At 73.3% G+C, this 14,942-nt stretch carries 15 protein-coding genes; 6 read left to right on the top strand and 9 right to left on the bottom strand.

The annotated features are described in order from the left end of the window. Window positions 1-195 precede the first annotated feature (195 nt). Both AB0A65_RS11630 and AB0A65_RS11635 read right to left on the bottom strand, forming a co-directional pair. Window positions 196-1,035, bottom strand: coding sequence for a serine protease (locus tag AB0A65_RS11630; RefSeq protein WP_359950188.1), 840 nt, complete (start codon window positions 1,033-1,035; stop codon window positions 196-198). Window positions 1,036-1,152: 117 nt separating this feature from the next. After that, entirely contained in the window at window positions 1,153-1,626 is a 474-nt protein-coding gene (locus tag AB0A65_RS11635) for a GNAT family N-acetyltransferase (RefSeq protein ID WP_359950191.1), read from the bottom strand. 488 nt (window positions 1,627-2,114) lie between these two features. On the opposite strand from AB0A65_RS11635, the gene AB0A65_RS11640 reads away from it, so the two are divergent. Continuing rightward, entirely contained in the window at window positions 2,115-3,218 is a 1,104-nt protein-coding gene (locus AB0A65_RS11640; RefSeq protein WP_359950194.1) for a PP2C family protein-serine/threonine phosphatase, read from the top strand. Between the two features lie 241 nt (window positions 3,219-3,459). Here AB0A65_RS11640 and AB0A65_RS11645 read toward each other — a convergent pair whose 3' ends face one another. After that, window positions 3,460-3,690: a hypothetical protein gene (locus AB0A65_RS11645; RefSeq protein WP_359950197.1), complete on the bottom strand. Its 231-nt coding sequence runs from the start codon at window positions 3,688-3,690 to the stop codon at window positions 3,460-3,462. Window positions 3,691-3,909: 219 nt separating this feature from the next. Here AB0A65_RS11645 and AB0A65_RS11650 point away from each other — a divergent pair, with 219 nt between their 5' ends. Then, complete coding sequence (locus tag AB0A65_RS11650) at window positions 3,910-5,748, top strand: acyl-CoA dehydrogenase (RefSeq protein WP_359950200.1); 1,839 nt, start codon at window positions 3,910-3,912, stop codon at window positions 5,746-5,748. A gap of 80 nt (window positions 5,749-5,828) precedes the next feature. Here AB0A65_RS11650 and AB0A65_RS11655 read toward each other — a convergent pair whose 3' ends face one another. Then, complete coding sequence (locus tag AB0A65_RS11655) at window positions 5,829-6,125, bottom strand: hypothetical protein (protein ID WP_359950203.1); 297 nt, start codon at window positions 6,123-6,125, stop codon at window positions 5,829-5,831. Between the two features lie 27 nt (window positions 6,126-6,152). After that, entirely contained in the window at window positions 6,153-7,676 is a 1,524-nt protein-coding gene (locus tag AB0A65_RS11660; protein ID WP_359950205.1) for a hypothetical protein, read from the bottom strand. Between the two features lie 185 nt (window positions 7,677-7,861). Between AB0A65_RS11660 and AB0A65_RS11665 the strand changes: the two genes are divergently transcribed. Together AB0A65_RS11665 and AB0A65_RS11670 are read left to right on the top strand one after the other, a co-directional pair. Then, window positions 7,862-8,185 (top strand): hypothetical protein, encoded by a 324-nt coding sequence (locus tag AB0A65_RS11665; protein WP_359950208.1) that lies wholly within the window; start codon window positions 7,862-7,864, stop codon window positions 8,183-8,185. A 9-nt stretch (window positions 8,186-8,194) separates the two neighbouring features. Beyond that, on the top strand, window positions 8,195-9,334 hold the full coding sequence (locus tag AB0A65_RS11670; RefSeq protein WP_359950211.1) for a hypothetical protein: 1,140 nt from the start codon (window positions 8,195-8,197) through the stop codon (window positions 9,332-9,334). A 117-nt stretch (window positions 9,335-9,451) separates the two neighbouring features. Here the strand turns inward: AB0A65_RS11670 and AB0A65_RS11675 are convergent, their stop codons facing one another. The 4 genes from AB0A65_RS11675 to AB0A65_RS11690 form a co-directional block, all read right to left on the bottom strand. After that, window positions 9,452-9,838, bottom strand: coding sequence for a hypothetical protein (locus AB0A65_RS11675; protein ID WP_359950214.1), 387 nt, complete (start codon window positions 9,836-9,838; stop codon window positions 9,452-9,454). Further along, a complete protein-coding gene (locus AB0A65_RS11680; RefSeq protein ID WP_359950217.1) occupies window positions 9,835-10,500 on the bottom strand; it encodes a hypothetical protein in 666 nt (221 codons plus the stop codon). Before AB0A65_RS11680 ends, AB0A65_RS11675 begins: the two co-directional genes overlap by 4 nt. A gap of 393 nt (window positions 10,501-10,893) precedes the next feature. Further along, window positions 10,894-11,352: a hypothetical protein gene (locus AB0A65_RS11685; protein ID WP_359950220.1), complete on the bottom strand. Its 459-nt coding sequence runs from the start codon at window positions 11,350-11,352 to the stop codon at window positions 10,894-10,896. 8 nt (window positions 11,353-11,360) lie between these two features. Next, entirely contained in the window at window positions 11,361-13,022 is a 1,662-nt protein-coding gene (locus AB0A65_RS11690; protein ID WP_359950222.1) for a hypothetical protein, read from the bottom strand. A gap of 165 nt (window positions 13,023-13,187) precedes the next feature. On the opposite strand from AB0A65_RS11690, the gene AB0A65_RS11695 reads away from it, so the two are divergent. Continuing rightward, a complete protein-coding gene (locus tag AB0A65_RS11695; RefSeq protein WP_359950225.1) occupies window positions 13,188-13,511 on the top strand; it encodes a hypothetical protein in 324 nt (107 codons plus the stop codon). A gap of 12 nt (window positions 13,512-13,523) precedes the next feature. After that, window positions 13,524-14,918: a hypothetical protein gene (locus tag AB0A65_RS11700; RefSeq protein ID WP_359950228.1), complete on the top strand. Its 1,395-nt coding sequence runs from the start codon at window positions 13,524-13,526 to the stop codon at window positions 14,916-14,918. Window positions 14,919-14,942 lie beyond the last annotated feature (24 nt).

Consider the following 14,942-nt stretch of genomic DNA (forward strand, 5'->3'; position numbering starts at 1 on the left):
TGCCGCAAGCAGCATACGGGAATATCGCTCATATCTGAGTAATCCGCATCTAAGCTGTTTTTCAGTGAATAGCGGTGAATTCCCTGCGAGATCCTGCAATAGGGACGGACGCCCGCGAACGGTCCATTCCGGACCGCATCGGGGACGCGGAAGGCCGGGAGGGCGCGCCCTCCCGGCCTTCGGGTCGGTCAGTCGTTACGCGAGCACGCCCCACTCGTCGAGGACGGCGGCGATGTCCTCGTCGAAGTCGGCGACTTCGCCGTAGACGCCGGGGTTGCCGGCCTCGGCGCAGCCGTAGCCCCAGCTCACGATGCCGACGAGGATCTGCTCGTCACCGGCGGGGGTCATGATCGGGCCGCCCGAGTCGCCCTGGCAGGAGTCCACCCCGCCGTTGGCGAGGTCGCCCGCGCACAGCATGGAGGCCGCGTCGACCTCGTCCGGGTAGGCCGCCTCGCAGTCGGCGTCGGACACGAAGGGCACCTCGACCCATTCGGCGACGACCGGGTACTCCTCGCCGGTGTTGCCCCAGCCCGCGGTCTCCAGGGTCGCGAACTCCTCGGGCTCGGCGCTGAGCGCGATCGGCTCGACGTCGACGGGCTCGGACAGGAGCAGCAGCGCCCAGTCGTTCGCCATCGCGATGGGGTCGTTGAAGTCCGCGGCGATGTGGAAGTCGGACACGGCGGTCTCGACGACCGCGTCGGACTCCAGGTCCACCGAGCCGGAGAAGACGACGAGCTCGGAGGCGTCCTCGGTGCCCTCGACGCAGTGCGCCGCGGTGAGCACGACGGTCTCGGAGATGACCGAGCCGCCGCAGAACTGGCGCTCCCAGGGGGTGCCCTCGCCCGCGGAGCCGAGGCCGACGAGCCAGGGGTACTGGCCCTCCTCGGCGGGCTGGCCGCCGATGACCTGCGCGTCGAAGTCGCCGTCGGTGGAGTTGTCCTCGGCGTTGGCGGCGGTGCCGGCCCAGGCGAGCGCCGCGGCGCCGAGCACGGCGCCGGCCCCGGCGCCGAGGCGGATCAGGTGCTTCCTCTTCATGTCCACTTTGATCCTTTCGGGGTGGAGGTGAGGTTCAGGCCGTTTGGCCTTCCTGCCCGAAAGGCGCCATCAGCGGCTTTGGTGGTTGCGTGCCGTTTCTGATGGCAATTCAGTGAATTAATGTGGAAGGTCGGTCGCGAGCTCCTTGCCCAGGTGGATCGAGCCGTCTTCGGCGCTGTAGTACCCGAACGCGTCGACCGGGGCGTACCCGAGCAGGGCGTACATCGCGACGGCCTCGGGCTGGCGGGGGCCGGTCTCCAGGATCAGGCGCTTGCGGCCCGCGGCCGCGGCGGACTCCTCGACGGCGGCCACGATCCGCTTCGCGAGCCCCTGGCGGCGGGCGCTCTCGCGCACGTAGACGCGCTTCATCTCGGCGTCGGGGCCGTGGGCGCGCCAGCCGCCGCAGCCGACGGGATCGCCGGACTCGTCGTACACGACGAGGAAGTCGCCGTTCGGCGCCTCGAAGTCGGCGTCGGTCATCTCGGTCATGTCGCCGGAGCCGTAGCGCACGACGTACTCGGCCTGGACTTCGTCGCACAGGAGGCGCGCGGCGGGGCTGGAGTAGGGGGTTCTCGCGATCGTGAACGTCACGGACCCTAGATTCGCACAACGCGCGGTCACCGTGCCAGCGCTTTTCGTCACGTTTGCGACGGCCCTTCCGAATCGCCGCGGGCGCCCGCCGTGATCGGCCGCACTGGAGGCAGCGTCCCAGTTCAGGGCCCCGAAGCACTGTCCGAACGGATGAGTCGCGAAGGCCCGTTCGTCGGTTTCGTCCATCCGAACGCACAGACTTCGCGCTCTCGGAAGCGGCGGCGTCCTCCACGCCCGGTAGCGCCGCGCCGACCATTACGATCTTCACATCGGCGATGGTCGAAACGGGTCCGGCGCTCCGGGCTTCCCACCGCCGCCGGCCGGGGCCGGTGCTGACGACACCCCCTGCCGGTGCGAGGGCGCGGCGTCCCCTCCGGCCCGGTCCCGGGCCGAGGGTCCTGCCGTGCCCTGATCCGGGGGCCCCGATGCGGAGCCTCGAACGTGCGGGACTCGCCCGCGATTCCGGTGGGAAGGAGGCACGCATCCACATGCGCACTACGCAGCGCCGCAGTCCGGCCCCGTCCCGGGGGGACCTGTGGAAGGGCTGGGCGGCGCCGTCCGTGCGGTCGGCGTTCACGGCCGCGTTCGCGGTGGTGGTCGTCCTGGTCGGGCTGCGCCTGACCGCCCGCGGGGACTCGCACGCGGTGTCGTGGCTGGCGCTGCCGCCGCTGGCGGCGTCGGCGTTCCTGCCGTGGCGCTGGGTCGCCGGGGTCGGGGCCGCGAGCATGGCGGCGGCCTTCGGGTACCTGTGGACGCTGCGGGACTTCTCGTTCGCGGCGGTCTCCAAGCACGGCGTGGACTTCCTGGTGGTGGCCGTGGCGGTGGTGATCGCCGCGGCGGTCGCGGTCGTGCGCGAGCGCGACGACGAGCGGCTGCGGCGCCTGACGCAGCTCGCGTCGGTGGTGCAGCAGGCGATCCTGCGGCCCATAGGGGAGCGCATGGGGCCCTTCGACATCGCGGCCCGGTACGTGTCGGCCCGGACGGGCGCGGAGATCGGCGGGGACCTGTACGAGGCCCTCGACACCGAGTACGGGGTGCGGATCGTCATCGGGGACGTGCGGGGCAAGGGCCTGGACGCGGTGCGGCTGTCGTCGACGGTGCTGGGCTCGTTCCGGCACGTGGCGTTCGAGCGGCCGGACCAGCGGTGCATGGTCAACGACCTGGACCACGCGGTGGCGCGCAACGGCGGCGACGAGGACTTCGTGACGGCGATCCTGCTCCAGGAGCGGGGCGGGACGCTGGAGATCCTCAACTGCGGGCATCCGCCGCCGATGCTGGTGCGCGACGGGGTGGCGACCTACCTGGAGCCGGAGTCGATGGCGCCGCCTCTGGGGCTGGGCCCGTCGGCGCAGGAGCTGTCGGTGCGGCTCCAGCCGGGGGACCGGATCCTGCTGTACACGGACGGCCTGGCGGAGGCGCGCAAGGACGGCGAGTTCTTCCCGATCCGCGAGCGCGCGTGGAGCCTCATCGGGCACGGGAACACCGGCGACGGGCTGGCGTCGCTGGAGACGGCGCTGCGGCGCTGGGTCGGCGGTCCGCTGACCGACGACATCGCGCTCCTGCTCCTGGACTACCGCCCGGAGTCGGACTAGGGGGTGCGTGAGGGTCCCAGACGGCCGTTATCCGGCCCGTTCGCCCGCTCGCTGCGTTGTCGGCACCTCCCGATACAACCCCGGTATCGGGAGGCACCTCCGCCTTGCGAGCGAACGAACGGACTCGGATACCGACTCGCCCGGGACCCTCACGCACCCCCTCCGATCCGGCAGCGCCGCAGGGCCGTGAGCCTGGCGCGCTTGCGGCGCCTCTTGGTGAGGCGCACGGGGAGTCGGCGGCTCATCGGACGGCCTCTTCGAGGGGGGCGGTCTCGGGGGCGGCGTTGACGAGGCCCAGGACGCGGTGCAGGACGGGCCGGGCGCGGCGGTGGCGCCCGACGTAGGAGGGCCCGACGCGGGCGGCGATCTGGGTGGCGACGGTGCGGATCATGGGGTGCTCCCGGTGGTGCGGCGCGGCGGTGCGGGCGGGTCGGTCCTCGGCGGCGGATCCGGCCTCTGCGCGGTGTCGCACAGGCGGTCTGATGCACGGTTCAACGAGGCACGAGTGCGCCGGTTACGGCACGTGCGCGGAGACCTCCACGATCACCCGATCGAACGACGCGAGCGCGTGTCGGGTGTCGGGTTTCCGACTGCGACACGCGGGCGGAGCTGCGGCGGACCTCGGGATCCTTGTAGAGATTACTGGCGGGTAATATGATGGGGGTTACCACCGAGTAATGGAGGACCCGCAATGACGCACTTCCGCCACAACCTCCGAGACCTGGAGTTCAATCTCTTCGAGGTCTTCGGAGCGGACAAGATCCTCGACCACCAGGCCTATCCCGACCTGGACGAGGCCACCGCCCGAGAGATCCTGGCGGAGCTGGCCCGCCTCGCCGAGAACGAGCTGGCCTCCAGCTACGTCGAGGGCGACCGCAACCCGCCCGTGTTCGACGCCGCGAACCACTCGGTGACGCTCCCCGAGGCGTTCAAGAAGTCGTACCGCGCGTTCATCGACGCCGAGTACTGGCGCCTCGACCTGCCCGAGGTCCTCGGCGGCACGTCCGCCCCGCGCATGCTCTGGTGGTCCCTGGCCGAACTCGTGCTCGGCTCCAACCCGGCCCTGTGGATGTACGCCGCCGGCTCCTCGTTCGCGCACTCCGCGTACCGCGAGGGGACGCCTGAGCAGCAGGAGTGGGCGAAGCTGTTCGTGGAGAAGGGCTGGGGCGCGACGATGGTCCTCACCGAGCCCGACGCGGGCTCGGACGTCGGCGCGGGCCTGACCAAGGCGTTCAAGCAGCCCGACGGGTCCTGGCACCTCGAAGGCGTCAAGCGGTTCATCACCTCGGGCGACCAGGACATGACCGAGAACATCATCCACTACGTGCTCGCCCGCCCGGTCGGCGAAGAGGGCGCGGGCGGCCCCGGCACCAAGGGCCTGAGCCTGTTCATCGTGCCGAAGTACCTGTTCGACCCCGCCACCGGCGAGCTCGGCGAGCGCAACGGCGTGAACGTCACCAACATCGAGCACAAGATGGGCCTGAAGGTCTCGGCGACCGCCGAGCTCACCTTCGGCGACAAGGCCCCCGCGAAGGGCTGGCTCCTCGGCGACAAGCACGAGGGCATCCGCCAGATGTTCCTCATCATCGAGTACGCGCGGATGATGGTGGGCACCAAGGCCATCGCCACGCTCTCCACCGGCTACCTGAACGCGCTCGACTACGCCAAGAGCCGCATCCAGGGCGCCGACCTGCTCCAGTCGACCGACAAGACCGCGCCGCGCGTGCCGATCATCCGCCACCCCGACGTGCGCCGCTCGCTCCTGCTCCAGAAGTCCTACGCCGAGGGCCTGCGCGCGCTCGTCGCGTACACCGCCTCCTGGCAGGACAAGGCCGTCCTCGCGGAGGCCGACGGCGACGAGGACGCGGCCGAGACCGCGAAGAGGATCAACGACCTGCTCCTGCCGCTCGTCAAGGGCTGCGGCTCCGAGCGCGCGTACGACCTGCTGTCCTCCGAGTCGCTCCAGACCTTCGGCGGCTCCGGGTACCTCCAGGACTACCCGCTGGAGCAGTACGTGCGCGACGCGAAGATCGACACGCTCTACGAGGGCACCACCGCCATCCAGAGCCTCGACTTCCTGTTCCGCAAGATCATCAAGGACAACGGCGAGTCGCTCATGGCCGTCGCCGGCGAGATCATGGAGTCCACCCAGGACGGCCACGCGGAGCTGGAGGAGGTCCGCGGCCGCGTGCTGCGCGCCCTCGGCGACGTGCAGGGCATCATCGAGGCGCTCCAGCCCGCGCTCATGGCCGCGATGGGCGACGAGCCCCGCGAGCTGTACAAGGCCGGGCTGCACTCGCGGCGCCTGCTGCTGGCCGTCGGCGACCTCATGGTCGGCTGGCTCCTGCTGCGCCAGGCCGAGGTCGCCCAGTCCAAGCTGGACGGCGGCGCGGACGACGACTTCTACCGCGGCAAGGTCGCGGCCGCGAAGTTCTTCTCCCACGAGGTGCTCCCGCGGATCACCGCCGACCGCAAGATCGTGGAGGCCGCGGACCTGGTCCCGATGGACCTCCCTGACGGGGCCTTCTAGACGGCGCGTTCTAGCCCGCCGAGACGGCTCGCGCCGCGCACCCGCTCCCGGGTGCACGGCGCGAGCCGTCTTCCGTTCCCTCACACGGTGAACGACACGTAGAACCCCGGGTCGCCGCCCTCGGACCCGGCGAGCGCCGACTCCATGCCGTGCAGCGTCCCCCGCAGGTACTGGAGGTTCCGCCACAGGGCCGCATGGGACTCCAGGTAGCGGGCGGCGGCGTCGGACGCGCCCGGCGCGGTCCCGAACGCGGGCGCCCGGCTCAGCGTCCCCTCCGACAGCACCGGGACCACCTCGGCCTCCAACTCTCCGATCAGCTCCAGCAGGAACAGCCGGTACTCCTCGACCGCCGCCGGGTCGTACACCCGCTCGCCCATGTCCTTCTCCCTGTCTCGCAGTGGTGCTCAGTTGTAGGGGTCCTCATTGGGCCTGATGTAGCCCCACACGTTCCCGGTCTCGCGCCGCGACAGCTGCGGAGGCTCCTCCTCGGCGGCGTCCTCACCGTCGCAGTCCCTGTCCTTGTCGCCCTTGCCCTTGCGGTCGGCGTCCTTCGCGGCTGCGGCTTGCGGCCCGGCGGGCCCGAACAGGCCCCCGCCCTTCGCGGCGCTCGCCGCGGCCGCCGTCGTCGGCGTCGGCGCGACCGCCGGGCCGAACAGCCCCTGCGGCGCCCCGCCCGGCCCGCCCGCGACCGCGACGGCCGCGCCCCGGCCCCCGAAGCCCGACCCCTGCGCGCCGCCGGGCCCGAACCCGCCGCCGCCCCCCGTCCCGCTCGCGAGACCGCCCGACACCTGCTCGTCGTCATCGGCCGGCTCCCAAGGGGTCTCCTCCTCCCGCACCGACCCGTCGCCGCCCGGCGGCACCGGGCTCGGGTCCTCCACCGCCTGCGGCGCCACCGGCACCGAAGGCTGCTCCGCCTCCGGCGCCGCGAGATCCATAGAGGACGTGTCGGCCGTGCTCGGGAACGGCCGGTCCGAGCCCGTGGCCTGCACCGCCGCCAGCTCCTCGCTCTGCCCGTCCCGCTTCGCCGCGATCGACTCGTCGATCGCCGCCTGCCGCTCCCCGTACGCCGCGAACTCCGCCGCCACCCGCTCCCCGAAGACCTCCTTCGCCTCCAGGCCCGCGGCCGACCGCACGTCCGCCACCAGCGCACCCAGGCCCGACAGGCCCTCGCCCACCCGCTCCTCGATGAACTCCCGCACCTCCGTCGCCAGCCCCGCGTCCGCCCCCGCCAGCTCCAGGGCCCGCTCGGCCTCCTCGCACGTCATCTGGATGCAGTCGCCCTGCCACCACGCGGGCCTGACGTGCAGCGAAGCCAACTCCGACCACTCGCCCTCCACGCCCACCAGCGGCGCCGGGTACGGGATCTCGCCCGAATCGCCGCCCTGGAGCGTGTAGATCGCCGACTCGCGCCGCTCCAGCTCCGCCGCCGTCGCCTCCACGTCGTCGAGCACGCCCTCCACGAGCGCCCGCGCCGCATCGGCCTGCTCGGCCAGCGCGTCGAAGTCGTCCCCCGCCCAGCCCTCCGCGAGCGCCGCGAGCTTCGAGCGCATCCGCTCCGGCCACGACGCGACCCGCTCCCCGACCTCCCCTGTCCAGCCGTTCCTGAGGCGCTGCAACGAGAACGCGTCCGCATCCTGGGGCCGCACCGCGTTCACCGCCGCCCGGAAATCGGCCTCCGTCGGGTACGCCATGCCCTCGCAGCGCGGCTTCAGCCGGCCCGACTGGCCCTCCACCGGGACCGCCGACGCGAGCTGCACCCAGTCCTCCTCCGCCGGGTGCGCCACCGGGTGCGGGCAGTCCCCCGCCGTGCAGCCCGACCGCCCCCCGTCCCCGGAGGCCGTGCCCCCGAACGCGATCGTGAACTCGAATGACGGCAGCTCGACCGACCAGGCGGTCCCCTCGCCGGTCGCGGACAGGTCGTCGGTCATCGCAGCGCACCTCCTCTGGCGGACCCGGGCTCGTCGGATCCCTGCGGCCCATGGAAGACCGGCCGGTCACACATCCGTCATCGCCCCGCCCGGGCCGCGCGGTGACCGATCGGTGGCCTCCCGCGCGAGAGTGCAGGGAACGCCGCCGGGCGCCCGTCCGGGAGCGGGACTCGAAGGAGGAACCCATGACCGTGCACATGGACGTCGAAGGCGTGCGAACGGGCGGCACCGGCCTGCGCGCGCTGGCTCCGAACAGCCAGGCCGCGCCCAGGCGGGTGGAGCGTCCGGCGGCGTCGGCCGCGGACCGCAACCGCGGCTTCGCGACCGGCGACGCGGGCCGCCGGTGGCAGACCTCGCTCCAGACCGTGGCCTCCGCGGTGGAGCGGCGCCTCACGTGGCAGGGCGACCAGGTCGTCGGCAGCGCCGACGACGCGGAGGCGAACGACGTGGCGACCGGGAACCGGTTCGCCGCCATCCAGAACCAGATCCCCACCGGCGCAACGCGATAGGAGCACGCCATGCCCACTTACCAGGACGCCCTCGCGGCCGAGCCCTCGGAGTTCGTCGCGTACGCCGCCGAGATGACCGCCGCCGCGAGCGACCTCGCGACCCAGCAGGCCGAGTACGGCGAGAAGGTCGCCGGCATCAACCAGAACTGGCGCGACACCGCCAACGACGCCTTCAACGGCGAGGCCGGGACCGTCGCCGCCCACCTGACGCAGGTCGTCGGCGAGATCACCACGGCCGCAGGGAGCCTCGCAGCGGCCGGGTCGCAGATGCTCACCGAGTGCACGCTCCTGCGGGTCGCCGACGCGGCGCTGAAGGCCGTCGGCTTCGACGTGCAGCCCGCGCCGCTGGTGACCCTCGGTGCGGCGCAGCGGACCGCGATCGCGATGGCCGGCCCCTTCGGCGGCCTCATCGAGGCCGCCCTCCAGGCCCAGGCCCTCGCCGGGACCCTCGGCCTCCAGACCCTCACGACCCTCGTCAACGCCGCCGACGCGACCGCGGGCGCGGCCCTGTCGGCGGCGGCGGACCTGCTGAAGCCCTTGGACGACAAGACGTCCGCCGGGGACGACGACAGCATGAACAAGATGGCCGAGGACCACTCCGACGGCGGCGACGACTCCTCCGAGGGGTCGGAGGAGGAGTCCGAGGAGGAGAAGGAAGAGGAGGAAGAGCAGACCGAGGAGGAGCAGGAGGAGCCCGGCGAGGAGGACCAGGCGGGCGACCCGAGTGCGGAGCAGCCGACCACCCCGGAGACCCCCTCCGGCATGGAGGACCTCGCGCAGCCCGAGACCCCCGACCTGGACAACCCCTGGGACGCTTCTGAACTCGCCGACCCCGAGGACTTCTCCGGCGGCCTCGCCGGAGGCGGCGGCCTCGGCGGCGGCGCGGGCGGCCTCCCGGGCGGCGGTCTCTCGACGGGCGGCGCGGGCGTCGCGGCCGGGTCGTCGGTCCCCATGGGGGCGATGGGCGCCGGGGGCGGCGCGGCCTTGGCGGCAGGTGCCGGTTCCGGTGCGGGCGGCATGATGGGCGGCGGCCGCGGTGGCGGCGGCGGGCGCTCTGAGGACGAGAACGCGCGCGAGTCGAACCTGATCGAGGACCCCGACGAGGACGTCTGGGGCATCGGGAAAGCCGCCGACGACATGTACGAGTAGGAGTCGTCGGCGAAGGCCCGGTCCCGGCAGGGGGACCGGGCCTTCTCGCGTGGCCGGGGTTTGGCGGGGGGCGGGGGATCGGGGCGCCTCGGGCGGGCCCGGGTGCGCCGGTCACGCCTAGTGGGGGACGGTGCAGATGGCGACGCCGTTGTCGAACCAGATCGTCGTGCCGCCCAGGTAGTCGCAGGAGTTCCAGCCGTACTCGTCGGTCCCGGGCGCGGTCGTGTACACCTCGACGATCTCGGCCTTCGACGCCGCGGACCAGCAGGGGACCTGGACGTACCAGGCGTCGCCGTTCTCGTCGTACTGCGGCTGGACGCAGATGCCGCGGACGGGGACCGCGTCGAGGTCCTCGTGGAGGATCTCGCTGGCGAAGTCGGCGAAGCCCTGGTTCGTCAGGTAGAGCACGAACAGGAACAGCGCGACGGTGACGCCGACCTTCCCGGTGGTGGGCACGATCGGGGCCTCGCTGGCGGCGTCCTCGACCCCGCTCTCGTCGGTCATCGCGCCAGGACGGCGGCGAGGGCTTCGTGCGCTTTCGCCTGCGCCGCTTGGACGGTGGCGGTGGCGCGGGCGGAGAGCTCCTCGCACTCGGTGTCGATGGTGGCGTTGGGGACGAGGAACTTGAAGCCGCGGAGGCGGCCCTCGATGTCGGTCTCGGCGGAGCACAGGTCGTCGTCGGTGGTGTGCTCGAACCGGTTGGCGGCGCGGGCGGCGATGCGGTCGCGCAGCTCGTCGCCCTTGCGGTCGGGGAGGCGCCCGGCGAGCAGGTCGGGGTGGGCGCGTTCGAGGTTGAGCACGTGCTCGGAACGGGACTGCTCGGCGCCGTCCCACGCGGCCTCGACGGCGTCGGCGGCGGCGCGGTTCGAGAGGCGGTCCACGGTGGGGCTCAACGCGATCGCGAGGAGGCGGCCCAGGTAGTCGAGGCGGACCCACGCGAAGCGGCCGGGGTCGGTGCCGTCGAACGCGCGGGTCGCGAGCTCCTCGGTGAGCGCCTGCGCCCGCTCGGCGAGGTCCGCGGCCTGCTCATAGCGCTCGCGCCCGGGCGCGGCTTCGAGCGCCCGGTCGACCCCCTCGCGCACCGGCCCGGCCGGGAGGCGGGCGGCGGCCCTGCGGGCGGCCTCCACGCGGTCCTCGTAGTCCTCGGGGATGTCGATCCGGTCCATTGCAGCCTCCTCGTCGCGCTGATCCCCCGAGGGTGCGCGCCCCGGCCACCGATCGGTCACCGATCGGTCATCCCGGCGGCGATGGCGGCCCCGGCCCCGGCGGGCCGCAGGCCCGCCCGGGACGGCGAGCGAAGCGGAGGGCGCTCGCGCAACGCGCGAGCGCCCTCCGCTTCGCCGGGCTTCGCTTCGGCGAGCGCGGGGAAGCGCCGGCCCGGCTTTGGATCGGACCGGCGCTCGCATCGCCGCACTCGTTCGGGTGAACTCTGGTCACCCGGGCCGATTTCGGCCCTTTTCCTGTCGGACCCCATTGGCAGGATCGAGCCCGGCGACGATTTCGGTCCCCTCTGGGTGGGTGGGGGCTCGTGGATGGTCAAAGGCGATTGCGACATGCCCTCATGAATCCGGCGCGACCCCCTCGGCGGTCGCCACCTGGGAGAACGGCATCTCCGCGGTCGTCGTGGAGCCGTCCGCGACCGTCGCGGTCCCGTACGCCGAGTCGTCAGCAGTCAGGACCGTCGACTCCGCCGCGTCGGACTCGATGACCGTGAAGGCCGCCGCCGCGTCGTCCTCGGCGTCCGCCCCCGCGCCCGCCGCGGCCGCGAGCGCCGCCTCCATGCCGTGCAGCGTCCCGCGCAGGTACTGGAGGTTCCGCCACGTCGCCGCATGGAACTCCGCGTACTGCACCGCCGCGCCGTCGGCCGCGCCCGGCGCCGTCCCGAACGCCGGGGCCCGGCTCAGCGTCCCCGTCGCCAGCACCGGGACCACCTGCCCCTCAAGCTGATCCAGCAGCCCGAGCAGGAACCGCCGGTACTCCTCGACCGCCTCCGCGTCGAACACGCGCTCCTGCGCCATCTCGCCTCCTAGCTGTACGGGTCGTCGCCGGGCCGCACATAGCCCCAGACGTTGCCGGTCTCGCGGAACAGGAGGTCGTCGTCCTCCGGCTCCTCGTCCTCCTCGGACTTCTCGCCCTTCTTGCGCGCGTCGGCCGTCGCCTGCCCGCCCGCCACCGAGGTCCGCGCCGCGCTCACGCCCGGCCCGGAACCCGAGCCCGCAGCCGCAGGCCCCGTCGTCGCACCCGGCCCGAACACGCCCGGCGCCGTCCCCGTGAAACCCGCGCCGCCCGTGACAGTCGCAGCGCCGCCCGGGACGACGCCACCGCCGCCCGGAGCACCGCCGAAACCCCCAAACCCGCCGCTGCCACCGCTCGCCAGACCGCCGGTGACCGCGCCGTTGGCGACCGACTCCGAAGGCGCCGTAGCGGTCTCGTCATCGGCCCGCACCGTCCCGTCGCCGCTCGGCGGCACCGGGCTCGGGTCCTGGGTCGCCTGCGGCGCCACCGGCGCCGCAGGCTGCTCCATCACCGGCGAGGAAAGATCCATATAGGAGGCATCGGCGCTGTCCGGGTACGGCCGGTCCGCGCCCGTCGCGCGCATCGCCGCGAGCTGCTCGCTCTGCCCGCCCAGCTTCTCGCCGATCGCGCCGTCGATCGCCGCATGCCGCTCCGCGTACCCGGCGGCCTCCGCGTCGATCCGCGCCCCGAACGCCGTCCGCGCCTCCTCGCCCGCCTGCAACCGCGCGTCCGAGAGCACCGCACCGTCAACGACGGCCCCAGCGCGCTCCTCGACGAACGCCCGCACCTCCGCCGCCAGCGCCGGGTCCGCGCCGCCCAGCCGCAGCGCGTCCTCGGCCTCCTCGCAGCCCATCTGAATGCAGTCCCCGTGCCACCACGCGGGCCGCACATGGATCGCGACCAGGCTCGTCCACTCGCCGTCCGCACCCACCAGCGGTGCGGGGTAAGGGATCTCGCCGGAGTCGCCGCCCTGGAGCACGTACAGGGCCTCCTCGCGGTTCTTCATTTCCGCCGCGGTGTCCTCGATGTCGTCGAGCACGCCCTGCACAAGCGCCTTCGCCTGGTCGGCCTGCTCGTTGAACGCGTCGAAGTCGGCCCCCGCCCAGCCCGCCGCGAGCGCGGCGAGGTGCGAGCGCATCAGGCCCGGCCAGTCGGCGAGGACCGCGGCGACCTCCTCGTTCCAGCCGGTCCGCAACCGCTGCAACGAGAACGAGTCGGGTTCGAGGGGCCGCACGGCGGCGACCGCGGACCGGAAGTCGTCCTCCGTCGGGTAGGACATGCCTTCGCAGCGCGGCTTGAACCGCCCGAGCTGCCCCTCGACGGGGACCGCGGACACGAGCCGCTCCCAGTCCGCCTCGGCGGGGTGCTCCATCGGGTGCGGGCAGGCGCCCGCCGTGCAGCCGGTCCGGCCCCCGGTCCCGGTGTCGCCGAACGCGATCTCGGAGCTCGCGGTCGGCTCGGTGTAGAACGCGGTGTCGTCGTACCCGAAGTCCTCGGAGTACGCGTCGTACTCCGCGGTGTCGTCCGCGTACGCCACGGCCGCATCGGCTTCCGCGCCGTAGACGAGCGCCGTCCCGCCGGTGTCCGCGGTGCCGGCGTCGAGCACGGTCGTGTACTCGGCGCCCGAGTCGCCCGCGGGCGCCGAGCCCTCGATGAGTCCGCCGTCCGTCATGCCGCACCTCCCTGGTCGCTCCTGGTGGTGCCCCAATGGAAGACCCGCGCGTCATGGAAACGTCACGACTTCGGACCGGCCGCCTCGGGACCGGTCCGTGACGGCGGCGGGCACATTGCAGGGGAGGGCGCCGGACCCGGCGCCGCCAGTGCGAGGAGGACCGGCATGGACGTGTACATGGAAGTCGATCGGGTGCGCGGCGGCGGCGCGGACCTGCGGGCCGTCGCCCCCGGGGCGCGCAAGGCGTCCGACCGGGTGGAGGCGCCCGCCGAGGCCGCCGCGACCGGGAACGCCGGGTTCCTCACCGGGGACGCGGGCGTGCGCTGGCGGGCCGCGCTCGGCGAGGTCACCGAGGGCGTGGAGCGGCGCGTCGCCTGGCAGGGCGAGCAGGTCACCGGCAGCGCCGACGACATGGACGGCGCCGACGGCGAGGCCGGCGGGAGGTTCCGCTCCATCGGGCGGTCCGTGCCCCGCGCGAAGCGGGACTAGGAGGGGACCGCGATGCCCACGTACGAGGAGGCGCTGGCCGCGAACCCGGCCGCGTTCGTCGCCTACGCGTCCCAGATGGCTTCGGCTGGAACGGATCTGACCGAGCACCGGGCCGAGTACGACTCGACGGTGGTGGAGATCAACGCCGGGTGGCAGGACAAGGCGAACACGGCGTTCAACGACGACGCGGTGGTCGTGGACGACCACGTCGAGCAGGTGGTCTCGCAGGTCGGCGAGGCCGCGGAGATGCTCGACTCCGGCGGCGCCGCAATGGAGTCCATGGTGGAGCGGCTGCGGAGGCTCGACGGGTCGTACCGCGGCGCGGGCTTCAACGTGCAGACCGAGCCGCGGGTGGAGCTTGGAGCCGTCCACTGGGCGGCCATCGCCGCCGCCGGGCCGTTCGGGCCGATGCTCCAGGCGCTGTTCCAGGCCCGCGCCGACGAGGGGACCGTGCAGTTGCAGCTGGGCCTGTCGCTGCTCACCGCCGCCGACGCCGCCACGGGCGCGGGCCTGACGGCCGCCGCCGACCGGTTCGAGCCCCTGGAGGACAAGGGAGGCCCGACCGATCCGACGATCTGCCCGCCCGTCGTCGCCGAGGACGACCGGACCGGCCGCGACGGCGAGGACGACCAGGACACCACCGGCCGGATCGACCAGGACCCGAAGCAGAAGACCACCGACGACGATCCCGACGCCGACGAGGACCAGAAGAAGGACGGCGACAAGAAGCAGGACGACCCGGACGACGAGGATGGCGAGGACGAGAAGTCCGAAGAGGACAAGCAGGAGGAGGAGCCGAAGGAGCAGGACCGGACCGACCCGGCCGACCCGGACCAGCCGGGGACCGTCGAGCCGAACGAGCCCGAGGTCCCCGACTACACCTCGCCCGACCCCGTCGACTACGAGGCCCCCGACGTCCCCGGCCTCGACAGCGACTGGGACCCTGCCGAACTCGACGGCTCCGAGCCGCCCTCGGGCGGCCTCGCGGGGAGCGGCGGGGGACTCGGCGGTGGCGGTGTCGGCGGGATCGGCTCGCCCGACGCCGGGACCGTGCCGACCGGCGGGTCCGCGAGCCCGGTCGGGGGCATCGTCGGCGCGCCCGCGAACGCCGCGGGCGGACCCGGGACCGGCGCGGGGAGCCGCGGCCTCGGCGGCATGGTCGGCGCCCCGGGCGCGCGCGGCACCGCGAACCCCGACGACGAGTTCGAGCGGGAGTCGTTCCTGACCGAGGACCCCGACGAGGACGTGTGGGGGATCGGCACCGCCGAGGACAACCCGTACGTCGACTACCAGGAGGAGCAGGCCGCGGTCGCCGAGGACGACGCGTTCCCCTCGCTCCTCCAGGACCCGCCCCCGATCCTCCTGCCCGGGTTCCCGCCGCCGGAGCTCGGCCCGGGCCGAAACTGAACACCCGCAAGGCCGCACCCGCAA

Source organism: Glycomyces sp. NPDC047010 (assembly GCF_040644205.1).
Taxonomy (GTDB): Bacteria; Actinomycetota; Actinomycetes; order Mycobacteriales; family Micromonosporaceae; genus Glycomyces.

Bases quoted from the DNA above. Each gene is read 5' to 3' on its own strand.
- AB0A65_RS11630 (WP_359950188.1), bottom strand. From the start codon at position 1,035: ATGAAGAGGAAGCACCTGATCCGCCTCGGCGCCGGGGCCGGCGCCGTG.
- AB0A65_RS11640 (WP_359950194.1), top strand. From the start codon at position 2,115: ATGCGCACTACGCAGCGCCGCAGTCCGGCCCCGTCCCGGGGGGACCTG.
- AB0A65_RS11650 (WP_359950200.1), top strand. From the start codon at position 3,910: ATGACGCACTTCCGCCACAACCTCCGAGACCTGGAGTTCAATCTCTTC.
- AB0A65_RS11655 (WP_359950203.1), bottom strand. From the start codon at position 6,125: ATGGGCGAGCGGGTGTACGACCCGGCGGCGGTCGAGGAGTACCGGCTG.
- AB0A65_RS11660 (WP_359950205.1), bottom strand. From the start codon at position 7,676: ATGACCGACGACCTGTCCGCGACCGGCGAGGGGACCGCCTGGTCGGTC.
- AB0A65_RS11665 (WP_359950208.1), top strand. From the start codon at position 7,862: ATGACCGTGCACATGGACGTCGAAGGCGTGCGAACGGGCGGCACCGGC.
- AB0A65_RS11670 (WP_359950211.1), top strand. From the start codon at position 8,195: ATGCCCACTTACCAGGACGCCCTCGCGGCCGAGCCCTCGGAGTTCGTC.
- AB0A65_RS11675 (WP_359950214.1), bottom strand. From the start codon at position 9,838: ATGACCGACGAGAGCGGGGTCGAGGACGCCGCCAGCGAGGCCCCGATC.
- AB0A65_RS11680 (WP_359950217.1), bottom strand. From the start codon at position 10,500: ATGGACCGGATCGACATCCCCGAGGACTACGAGGACCGCGTGGAGGCC.
- AB0A65_RS11685 (WP_359950220.1), bottom strand. From the start codon at position 11,352: ATGGCGCAGGAGCGCGTGTTCGACGCGGAGGCGGTCGAGGAGTACCGG.
- AB0A65_RS11690 (WP_359950222.1), bottom strand. From the start codon at position 13,022: ATGACGGACGGCGGACTCATCGAGGGCTCGGCGCCCGCGGGCGACTCG.
- AB0A65_RS11695 (WP_359950225.1), top strand. From the start codon at position 13,188: ATGGACGTGTACATGGAAGTCGATCGGGTGCGCGGCGGCGGCGCGGAC.
- AB0A65_RS11700 (WP_359950228.1), top strand. From the start codon at position 13,524: ATGCCCACGTACGAGGAGGCGCTGGCCGCGAACCCGGCCGCGTTCGTC.